Source organism: uncultured Neisseria sp. (assembly GCF_951230505.1).
Classification (GTDB): domain Bacteria; phylum Pseudomonadota; class Gammaproteobacteria; order Burkholderiales; family Neisseriaceae; genus Neisseria.
Window position 1 is genome coordinate 1 of record NZ_CATNVN010000059.1, and the last position, 10,427, is coordinate 10,427.

Here is a 10,427-nt window from a genome sequence, read left to right on the forward strand (position 1 = left end):
TTGCCCGGACGGTAAAGACCCGGCTCGTTGGAAGTCAGCATGCCTGACTTCATCGCGTGATGCGGTTGCGGCACGGCGGCAACGGCAATGCTTTGCGGACCTTCATGCACATTGAGGAAATAGCCCACGCCATGACCTGTACCGTGACCGTAATCGCATTGCGCCTGCCAGAGCGATTTGCGGCAGATGGCATCAATCATCGGGCCTTTGATGTTTTCAGGGAAAATGGTCTCAGCCAGAGAAATATGCGCTTTCAACACCAAAGTGTAGTCGCGTTTCATGGCCGCACTCGGATTGCCGACGGGCACCACGCGCGTGATGTCGGTCGTACCACCCCAGTATTGGCCGCCGGAGTCAATCAGCAGCATACCGTCGCCTTTGATTTTACTGTTGTTTTCTGGTGTCGCGCTGTAATGAGGCAAGGCGGCATTGGCATTGTAGCCGGCAATGGTGTCGAAACTTGGCGAAATAAAGCCAGGACGTTGGCTGCGGTGTTTGTAGAGCATGCCGTCGATGTCCAGTTCGCTCAATTCGCCGCCGTCTGCCAAGATTTGTTCAAACTCGGCAAAGAAGCCGCACAATGCCGCGCCGTCTTCCGCCATGGTATTGCGGATATGGGCGATGTCGGCATCGGATTTAACCGATTTGAAGAATGTGCTTGGGTGGATGGCTTCAATCAAACGAACGTCTTCAGGCAGGCGGCGCAAAGTGCCTACAGCAGTTTTGTTTGGATCAATCAGCAATGCGTCCTTAACGCCTGCCAAATAGTCCGCCGCCTGCGCATAAGGCAAGACTTCAAAACCTGCCGCTTTTAAAGCTTCGGCAGATTCGGCTTTCAGACGGCCTGCATCGGTAAACAATACGGCTTTGTCTTGGCTGATAAACAAATGGGACAAGAACACAGGGTTGAACGGCACATCATCACCGCGCAGATTGGTAATCCAAGCGATGTCGTCCAAAGAAGAAACCAAATGCGCCTCTGCACCCTGCTCTTTCATGGCCGCACGGATACGGGCCAGTTTTTCGGCCGCCGTTTCGGAAACATAGTCGGGATGGTGAACGTAGATTTCCGGAGTCGGCAATGCAGGACGGTCGTCCCACACTTCGTCCAACAAGGTTTCAGGATATTCGAGGCGGATGTTTTTGGCGGCAAGTGCCTGTTTCAAACCGCGCTCGCCGCTGAGTGCGAACATATCGGCAGGCGCGCCGACCACTGCGCCCTCAGGCAGATTTTGTACCAACCACTCGGTATAAGGCGCATCAACGCCCATTTTTTGCAGCTCGATGCCGTTTGGCGCAAGCTGTTGGCCTGCCTGTTCCCAATAGCGGCTGTCCGTCCACACGCCTGCTTTATCGGTGGTTACCACCAAAGTGCCGGCCGAACCGGTAAAGCCGGAAAAATCGCGGCGTGCCTGCCAATGCTCGGGCAGGTATTCGGAAAGGTGTGGATCGGCGGAAGGAATGACAAACGCGTCCACGCCATGTTTTTTCATGGCTTCGCGTAAAGCGGACAAACGTTGTTGTACAGATTTCATGTGTTATGTCTCCTGTTGTTTCAGACGGCCTCTGTCATCAAGGTCGTCTGAAAACTTGTGCTGTCTATAATCAATCTATTTTTTCGGTGCGAACGACCAGCTCTTGACCGTGTAATTCCGCAAAGGGTCTTTGTCGGAATAGCCGATAATATCGGGTTTGACCATACGCACTTCAACCTGATGATACAGTGGAATCAGTGCAGCGTCTTCTTGAAGCTGCTTCTCCGCATCGGCATAGAGCTGGCTGCGCGCTTCCTTGCTGACACCATCTTTCAGCGTATTGTTCATAAATGCGTCAAACACCGCGCTTTTGTAGCGGAATGCATTGTTTGAATTGTTGGATTTCAAGATATTGAGCATGCCTGCCGGATCGTTGAAATCGGAACACCAGCCGCTGAACGAAACCTTGAAATTGCCTTGCGCGCGCGTATCCAAATAAGTTTTCCATTCCTCGTTGGACAAAGTCGGACGGATAAACGGAATGGCGGCCTTCCACACCGACTGCACGGCAGTGATTTGTTTTTTAGACGCTTCGCTGGTGCTGTACAAAATATCGAACTCAAGCGGATGGTCATCGTTGTAGCCTGCTTCGTTCAACAGTTTGCGTGCGGTTTCGATGCGTTTTTCAGGCGTCCACTCTTTCCACTCCGGATAAACAGGAATCACGCCCTGCATTTGCGGCGGCGTCAATTGGAACGCAGGCGTATCGCCACGGCCGCCCACTTTGACGACGATGTCGCGGCGCGTCAGCATATTGAGCGCCTTGCGGACACGCGGATCATTAAATGGCGCCGCTTCGTGGTTCGGCTCCAAATACCAGCTGCACAAGGAAGTTGTGCGTCTTACTTGGCCTGGAAACTCAATATCCGCCACTTTGACCTGATCGCTGGGAATGCCGTAAGTCACATCAATTTCATTGGCGCGATAACGGTTGTACTCGCCGCTGCCTGACAGAAAAACCGCCTTTGGAATGGCCACTTTGTCTTTATCGTAATAATTGGGATTGCGTTCCATATTAATGTGGCTGTTGACTTTCCAATCCGTTAACAGATAAGCGCCACTGGAAACATAATGACCGGGCTGCGTCCACTTATTGCCGTATTTTTCGACAGTGGCGCGATGAACTGGGAAAGTGAATTGCTGAATCAGCATATCGGGGAAATAAGGTACCGGCGCAATCAGCGTAAATTGCAGGGTTTTTGCGTCCAACGCCTTGACACCCAATGTCTCAGGCTTGGCTTTGCCGTTTAATATATCTTCCGCATTTTCCACTTGGGCATCGACCAAATAGCTGCCGAAAGGTGCGCCGGTGGCTGGATCGGCAAGACGGCGGAAGCTGTATACAAAATCTTCGGCAGTAATCGGATCGCCATTGCTCCATTTGGCATCACGCAGATGGAAAGTCCAGACACGCTCGCCCTTGCTTTCCCATCTTTCCGCTAAAGCAGGAATGGTTTTGCCTTCGGCATCCGTACCGACCAAACCATCCATCAGCTGGCGGATAATCGCACCCGCCGCCATATCGCCGCTCATCTGCGGATCCAGCGTACCCGGCTCGACGCCGTTGCTGACCACCACGCGCTCATAATCGGTACGTTTAAACTCAGGAGCAGGCTTGACATCGCGGCTGCACGCCGACAATGCGAATACGGCAGCCAATGATGCAGCCAACAGCGGATAGGTTTTTCCGGCCATATTTCATTCCTTCTTTTGGGTATTCTTCTTTTTCAGACGGCCTAATTATTCAAACTACACTCAACTACATTTATTTATGAAGTTCTCCAGCATAGTTAAATCATCTATTTCAAACCATGAAAATAGTGTTTTAAACCACATATTCCATCAAAATAATATAGCCGTCTAAGATTGTCGGCAAATTAACACAAAAATACGTAACTGAAAACTATTTTTCAATTTATCCTACGATAAGTTACAAATGTATTGATTTTTTATGATTTGTCAAATAAGATTATCCGAACTCTTTCGCCATAAGCAAGAAAAAGACATAAAAAGGAGAATCAAATGAAGAAGTTATCTTACTTTATTGCCACTACCCTCATAGGCTCTTCCATAAGCGCCGCCCACGCCGAACCTAAAATGAGCGGCACCATCTACATCATGACCGAGGTCGAACACAACAATAAAACCGGTGTAACCTCTACAACCATTTCCGATAAAAGTTCCAGTCTTTATCTCTCCGATGAAGTACGACTCAACAACGACTTATGGCTGAAATGGCAACTTGGCTCCTTTATTTACTTCGATTCCGACCGCTGGGGCGGCTGGGGTACTGCCGACTCATACGTCGCGCTCAACAGCTACAAAAACCTCGGCACCGTCAAAATGGGTTACATCAGTACGCCCATGAACAGCATTTATCTGAACCCGTTCGACACCAACAGCCCGATTTTGGAGTTCGGCAAAATTTCTCGCTTCGGCCAACGCCGTGTTTCCATGGCTTATGAGTCGCCTTGGAAAAACGGTTTCCAATTCAAATTCAACGTTTCCCCCGGTTCCAATGCCGCGCGCAACAACAATGACTGGAATCCGGACAAAAAACGTGACGGCGACTGGGTCTTCGGCTGGGGTGTAGACTACTACCACCCAAACAACGGCTTTAACGCGCACTACGCTGCCGAATACGCACCCAACGACTCTCCAACCGAAACCAAAGACTTCCAAGCACACGCATTCATGGCCGGATACAGCAAAGACAAAATCTCCGTCGATGCTGCGTTCCAATACGCCAAAAACACTTGCGACGGCTTCAGCTGCTGGGGCGTATGGAAAGATGCAGCGGGCAACGTAGCCGGTTCTTACGACAAAGAAATCAACAACACCAAAGAATTTATGGTGTCCGGCTCATACAAAGTGGGCAATTTCAAACCTCAAATCGGCTTTGCCTACGGTAAAAGCTCTGTCGGCGAAGACTACAAACACGTCGCCGTCAGCACCGATTACAGCTTCTCCAAACGGACAACCGCCACACTCGGTGCCGGCTGGTTGAAAGAAAACGTCAATCCGAAATACGATGAAGATTTGCCGAAAAAATCTTCTTACGCAGTGGGCATGGTATTCAAACACCGCTATTAATGCCTGACAGATTAAAGGCCGTCTGAAACAATTTGTTCAGACGGCCTTTTCTACATCCTATAATTTAAACTTGCAGCCCACCTTAAAAATCATTACATTGCCCACACTCAAACAACAAAAACGTCATCATGAACGCCCACCGCACCCTCATCATCTCCGTTTTTATCGTCGCCAGCTGCGGCCTCGCTTACGAGCTTATCATCGCCGCGCTCGCAAGCTATCTTTTGGGCGACAGTATTTTGCAGTTTTCCTCCGTCATCGGGCTTTATCTGTTTTCAATGGGTATCGGTGCCCACCTGACCCAATACATCAAAGATAAAGACGTGTTGCACCGCTTTATCGAAATCGAACTTCTGGTCGGCATCATCGGCGGTATTTCTGCGCTGGCATTATTTGTAGCCTTCGGTTTATCCGCAGCCCCGTTCCGCACCCTGCTCTACGCTTTTGTACTGATTGTCGGCATGGTTGTCGGCATGGAAATCCCTTTGGTTATGCGCGTGTTAAACCAAAAAGGTGCGGAATTTAAAGAACTCGTTTCCAAAGTATTGACCTTCGACTACTTGGGTGCACTTGCCGTCTCTCTGTTGTTTCCGCTCCTGCTCGCCCCCAAACTCGGCATGGCGCGTTCCGCCTTGTTGTTTGGCATTTTCAACGCCGCCGTCGCCTATCTGACCGCCCGCGTGTTTAAAGCAGAATTACCCCGCTATCACGCCATCCGCCTGCGCGCGCTGATTGTCTTGTCCATCCTCGCCATCACCTTCGCCTACGCCGACCGCATTTCCTTCAAAGCCGAACAAAGCTATTTCGGCGATCCCGTCGTCTATCAAAGCCATTCACCCTACCAACGGCTGGTCGTTACCCGCTGGAAAGACGACACCCGCCTCTATATCAACGGCAACCTGCAATTCTCCTCACGCGACGAAGCCCGTTACCATGAAGCACTCGTCCTACCCGCCATGCAGATGGTGCCGAATGCCGAACGCGTCCTGATTCTCGGTGGCGGCGACGGATTGGCGGCACGCGAAGTCTTAAAATATCCGCAGGTCAAAAATGTTACTTTGATCGATCTCGACCCCGACATGACCGCCACCTTTAAAACCTCAGCCACCTTAAGCGCACTCAATCAAGGCTCGCTATCCCATCCCAAAATGCACGTCGTCAACGACGATGCCGCCAAATGGCTGGAAGGGTCGTCTGAAAAATTCGACGTTATCATCATCGACCTGCCCGACCCCTCCAATTTCTCGCTGGGCAAACTTTACTCCGTCCCCATGTACCGCCTCGTTGCCCGCCATCTTGAGCCGCAAGGTAAGATTGTTGTGCAATCGACTTCGCCTTATTTCGCACCCAATGCCTACTGGTCGGTCGTTGCTACCCTCGAAGCGGCCAAATTGAATACCGCGCCCTATCATGTTTACGTCCCCTCATTTGGCGAATGGGGATTTGTGTTGGCAGGGTTTGACCAAAACTTCCCCATTCCGCAAAAATTCGACGTACCCACCCGCTATCTCAATGCCCAGACCGTTGCCGAAATGTTTCGCTTTCCGCCTGATATGGTAAGGCGCAAGGTGGAAGCAAATTATTTGAACAACCAAATTCTCGTCAGTTATTTTGAAAGCGATTGGAACAATGTGATGCGATAGAATATCTAAAGGCCGTCTGAAACATCAGTCTTCTTTTTATCTCCGTTCAGACGGCCTCATCGCCCGTTTACCCTTTTTCACACAGCATTTGCTTGAAAAAATAAGGTTTATCTTTATCTAGATAAAACACAATTGACACTATCCGTTGAATGAAGGAACAAACACTTATGCAGTATTTTGGAATCGGTTTTTTGGTTTTAATCTTTTTGGAAATCATGTCCATCGTCTGGGTTGCCGACTGGATAGGTGGCGGCTGGACGCTGTTTGTGATGGCCGTCAGCTTTATCAGCGGTATTTTTATGCTGCGCCATACCGGTATTTCCGGCCTTTTGCTCGCAGGCGCAGCCGTCCGCAGCGGACAAAACATTTCCCTCTATCAAATGCTGTGGCCGATTCGCTATACCGCCGCCGCGGTTTTCCTGCTCAGCCCCGGTTTTATTTCAACCGCCGTCGCCCTGCTCTTGCTGATTCCGTTTAAAGGCAATACGCCCGTTTCTTCTGCACAGTCTTTCCAAAGCCGCCAAACTTACGGCCCTGCCAAAGATGATGAAGACATTATCGAAGGCGAATACACGGTTACGCGCACCGGCAAAGCCGACAAACCGCAAGACTATATCGAACACAAACCCGATTGATGACTTCCTTCATAACAGGCCGTCTGAATTAGGAATACCTCAAAAGTGTTTCATATTTCAGACGGCCTGAGTCATTTCCGGGCTTTGAAAATGTAAATATCGGTTTGTAATTCGGTTATTCCGCATAAATCATTTAAAATAAGCGGCTATTTTGATTCTAAAAACGACACGGTATCCAATGAACGTTCAACGTCTTTTCCCTCTCTCCCTCAGCTTGATTACCGCCGCTGTTTTATCGGCGTGCGCCACCCAAAACACACCGACTGCTTCGAAAACCGAAAGCGTCGTTCAGCCTAAATCCACTTCTATTCCTTCACGCCGCGCCGACAGCGAATCCAAAGTCCTGTCCGATTACAGCCAATACCAAAGCGCCATTGATGCCGCCAAACGCGGCGACGATGCTTGGGTACAACAATTTTTATCCCAAGCCAGCGACAGCGCAATGGCTGAAAACGTCCGCAACGAATGGTTGAAAACCTTGGGCGCGCGCGGCCAATGGGATTTATTCCGTCAAGAATTCGGCAAATTGAACGCCGCCGGCGTCGCACAAGAAGTGCAATGTTATGCCGATTTGAGCAGCGGCAATGACAGCAAAGCCGCCGAGCTGGTTCGCGTGACCGGCAAACTGCCTGCCGGCTGTACCCGCTTGGTTGAAAGCGCGGCAGCTTCAGGCCGTCTGAACACCAACGACGCATGGCGTCGCGTGCGAGGCTTGTTGAGCAACAGCCAAACCACGGATGCACGCAACCTAGCCGCCGCATTGGGCAGCCCGTTTGAAGGTGGCGCGCAAGGTGCGACCGAATACAGCCTGTTGAGCGTAATCGGCAAAGATGCACGCAAATCCGCTTCTGCCGCCGCCACCCTGTCCGACATGGAATCCGGCCTCAGCCGCGAACAACGCAGCTTCGCATGGGGCGTATTGGGCCACTACCATGCACAAAGCCAAAACATGCCGACTGCTTTGAGCTACTACGGCCGCGTTTCCGACCGCAAGCAACTGACTGACGAGCAATTGGAATGGTACGCACGCGCCGCTTTGCGCCTGCAACGTTGGGACGAATTGGCAAGCGTGATTCAGCATATGCCTGAAAAACTGCAAAAAGACCCGACATGGCAATATTGGCTGGGCCGCAGCTTTGCCGCACAAGGCAAAAGCAGTCAAGCCAAAGAAATGTATGAAAAAGCCGCCGCAAGCGGACGCAATTTCTACGCTGTATTGGCTGGTGAAGAACTGGGCCGCCGCATCAATACGCGCAATAACGTTGCCGATGCCGATGCCAGAGACGTCCGCCGCATGAGCGAAGACGGTGCCATCAAACGCGCATTGGTTTTGTTTAAAAACAGCCAAAGCAACGGTGACTCCAAAATGCGCCGTCAGGCACAGGCAGAATGGCGTTTTGCCACCCGCGACTTCAACGAAGACAACCTGCTGACTGCCGCACAAGTCGCTTTTGACAACCAGTTCTACGACATGGCGATCAACAGCGCCGACCGTACCGACCACAAACTCAACTACAAACTGCGCTATATCTCTCCGTTTAAAGACCTGACCGTCCGCTATGCCGCACAGGCAGGCATTGACCCGGCATGGGTTTACGGTTTGATTCGCCAAGAGAGCCGCTTTGTCATGGGCGCGCAATCCAGCGTCGGCGCACAAGGCCTGATGCAGGTCATGCCTGCGACCGCCCGCGAAATCGCCGGCAAAATCGGCATGAGCAGCAGCGAACTCTACACCATGGACGGCAATATCCGCATGGGTACTTGGTACATGGCAGATGCCAAACGCCGCCTGCAAAATAACGAAGTGATGGCCACCGCAGGCTACAATGCCGGCCCAGGCCGCGCCCGCAACTGGCAGGCTTCTTCACCGTTGGAAGGCGCTATTTACGCCGAGACCATCCCATTCACCGAAACCCGCGACTACGTGAAAAAAGTCATGACCAACGCGACTTATTACGCGTCATTGTTCAACGAACCGCAAACTTCGTTGAAACAACGTATGGGTACGGTTCCCGGCCGTTATTAATACCCGATAGGCCGTCTGAAAAGTGAGACAGAATCAAACGTTCAGACGGCCTGCAATCTTGACAGACTATTGGGTTTATAAGATAATCACCCGATTGTTTCTGACCGAAAAGGTCACTTGCACGGCAAAAGCCGACTTGTTAGGAGGTGATGTTTACATCACGGCGCGTATCCCGCCCTGCCCTCGGCAAACCAGCGATACAACAACTACCCCATTATGACAAGCCGTCCTCTATTTCTTAAAACGGTTTGATTGAACAAAATTTAAAGGAAATAAAATGCCTGCTATTCGTGTTAAAGAGAATGAACCATTTGAAGTTGCCATGCGTCGTTTCAAACGTGCCGTAGAAAAAACCGGTCTGTTGACCGAACTGCGCGCCCGTGAAGCGTACGAAAAACCAACTACTGAGCGTAAACGCAAAAAAGCTGCTGCAGTCAAACGCCTGCAAAAACGTCTGCGCAGCCAACAACTGCCTCCTAAAATGTACTAATTACAGGCCTGCCCTGTGATAAACGACACACCGCAAGGGCAGCTTTGCGGTGTGTTTTGTTTTTCAGACGGCATCTTTTTATATAAAGTGAGCACATTATGAGCCTAAAAACACAATTAACCGAAGACATGAAAACCGCCATGCGTGCCAAAGACCAAGTGTCTTTAAGCACCATCCGCCTGATTAATGCAGCCATCAAACAATTTGAAGTAGATGAGCGCACTGAAGCCGATGACGCAAAAGTCATCTCTATCCTGACCAAAATGGTGAAACAACGCAAAGACAGCGCCAAAATCTATACCGAAGCCGGTCGTCAAGATTTGGCCGACAAAGAAAACTCGGAAATCGAAATCCTCAATCGCTACCTGCCGCAAATGATGTCTGCAGAAGAAATCAAGACTGTCGTTGAAGCAGTCATTGCAGAAACCGGTGCATCAGGCATGGCAGATATGGGCAAAGTCATGGGCGTATTAAAAACTCGTCTGGCCGGCAAAGCCGACATGGGCGAAGTCAACAAAATCCTCAAAGCTGCGCTGACTTCATAATTGAATACAGACCGCTTTGGGCGGATTCAAAAAAAGGTCGTCTGAAACCGAGATTTTGGGTTTTAGACGACCTTTTCCAGACAGCCATTATTTTGTGTTATATCCTGTATGCATTTTCATCAAAAATTCGGCATTTGAATTATCATTTGTTATATTCTTCTCTTGATTATATATCTTAAATAGTTCATTTACATAAGCCACGCAAGCCAGCTTTTTTCGATCGAAAGGAAGTTCACTGAAATAATAATATAAATCGGGGTTTTGATCCGCTGCTCTCGTAAAGCTGATTAACTCTTCAAATGCCTCTCTATCCTGTCCAGAAATAATATAATTGTAAAGCCTATCTATGTGTAAATAAACTTTCATCTTGGCAGTATTCTTTTGAGAGAAATTTTTTATATAGCTCCAAATAAATGGGACTAAAACAAAAAGAAATATATGTATTAGTTTAATACGTTCC

Annotated in this window: 9 protein-coding genes; 6 read left to right on the forward strand and 3 right to left on the reverse strand. The window is 49.9% G+C overall.

Annotation, left to right across the window (positions count from 1 at the left end):
- Together Q1M25_RS05275 and Q1M25_RS05280 are read right to left on the reverse strand one after the other, a co-directional pair.
- A partial coding sequence (locus Q1M25_RS05275) for a M24B family metallopeptidase (RefSeq protein WP_300482526.1) occupies positions 1 to 1,535 on the reverse strand: 1,535 nt, incomplete at its 3' end.
- Positions 1,536 to 1,610: 75 nt separating this feature from the next.
- A complete protein-coding gene (locus Q1M25_RS05280; protein WP_300482529.1) occupies positions 1,611 to 3,230 on the reverse strand; it encodes an ABC transporter substrate-binding protein in 1,620 nt (539 codons plus the stop codon).
- 327 nt (positions 3,231 to 3,557) lie between these two features.
- On the opposite strand from Q1M25_RS05280, the gene Q1M25_RS05285 reads away from it, so the two are divergent.
- The 6 genes from Q1M25_RS05285 (at position 3,558) to Q1M25_RS05310 (ending at position 9,967) form a co-directional block, all read left to right on the forward strand.
- Positions 3,558 to 4,628, forward strand: coding sequence for a porin (locus Q1M25_RS05285; RefSeq protein ID WP_300482532.1), 1,071 nt, complete (start codon positions 3,558 to 3,560; stop codon positions 4,626 to 4,628).
- A gap of 125 nt (positions 4,629 to 4,753) precedes the next feature.
- Positions 4,754 to 6,271, forward strand: a complete 1,518-nt coding sequence (locus Q1M25_RS05290) for a polyamine aminopropyltransferase (RefSeq protein WP_300482574.1) — start codon at positions 4,754 to 4,756, stop codon at positions 6,269 to 6,271.
- Positions 6,272 to 6,438: 167 nt separating this feature from the next.
- The gene (locus Q1M25_RS05295; RefSeq protein ID WP_036490296.1) at positions 6,439 to 6,906 is read left to right on the forward strand and encodes an FxsA family protein; all 468 of its coding nucleotides are present in this window, start codon (positions 6,439 to 6,441) and stop codon (positions 6,904 to 6,906) included.
- 178 nt (positions 6,907 to 7,084) lie between these two features.
- Complete coding sequence (locus tag Q1M25_RS05300) at positions 7,085 to 8,932, forward strand: lytic transglycosylase domain-containing protein (RefSeq protein ID WP_300482540.1); 1,848 nt, start codon at positions 7,085 to 7,087, stop codon at positions 8,930 to 8,932.
- Positions 8,933 to 9,209: 277 nt separating this feature from the next.
- Positions 9,210 to 9,422, forward strand: a complete 213-nt coding sequence (gene rpsU, locus Q1M25_RS05305; protein WP_002214819.1) for a 30S ribosomal protein S21 — start codon at positions 9,210 to 9,212, stop codon at positions 9,420 to 9,422.
- A 98-nt stretch (positions 9,423 to 9,520) separates the two neighbouring features.
- Positions 9,521 to 9,967 carry a GatB/YqeY domain-containing protein gene (locus tag Q1M25_RS05310; RefSeq protein ID WP_150537576.1) on the forward strand — a complete coding sequence of 149 codons (447 nt, stop codon included), beginning with the start codon at positions 9,521 to 9,523 and terminating at the stop codon, positions 9,965 to 9,967.
- A gap of 87 nt (positions 9,968 to 10,054) precedes the next feature.
- Here the strand turns inward: Q1M25_RS05310 and Q1M25_RS05315 are convergent.
- The coding region (locus Q1M25_RS05315) for a hypothetical protein (protein WP_300482571.1) at positions 10,055 to 10,427 on the reverse strand (373 nt) is incomplete at its 5' end.

Excerpts from the sequence above, each read along its gene's own strand:
- Q1M25_RS05280 (WP_300482529.1), bottom strand. The coding sequence starts at position 3,230 with ATGGCCGGAAAAACCTATCCGCTGTTGGCTGCATCATTGGCTGCCGTA.
- Q1M25_RS05295 (WP_036490296.1), top strand. The coding sequence starts at position 6,439 with ATGCAGTATTTTGGAATCGGTTTTTTGGTTTTAATCTTTTTGGAAATC.
- rpsU (WP_002214819.1), top strand. The coding sequence starts at position 9,210 with ATGCCTGCTATTCGTGTTAAAGAGAATGAACCATTTGAAGTTGCCATG.
- Q1M25_RS05310 (WP_150537576.1), top strand. The coding sequence starts at position 9,521 with ATGAGCCTAAAAACACAATTAACCGAAGACATGAAAACCGCCATGCGT.
- Q1M25_RS05300 (WP_300482540.1), top strand. The coding sequence starts at position 7,085 with ATGAACGTTCAACGTCTTTTCCCTCTCTCCCTCAGCTTGATTACCGCC.
- Q1M25_RS05285 (WP_300482532.1), top strand. The coding sequence starts at position 3,558 with ATGAAGAAGTTATCTTACTTTATTGCCACTACCCTCATAGGCTCTTCC.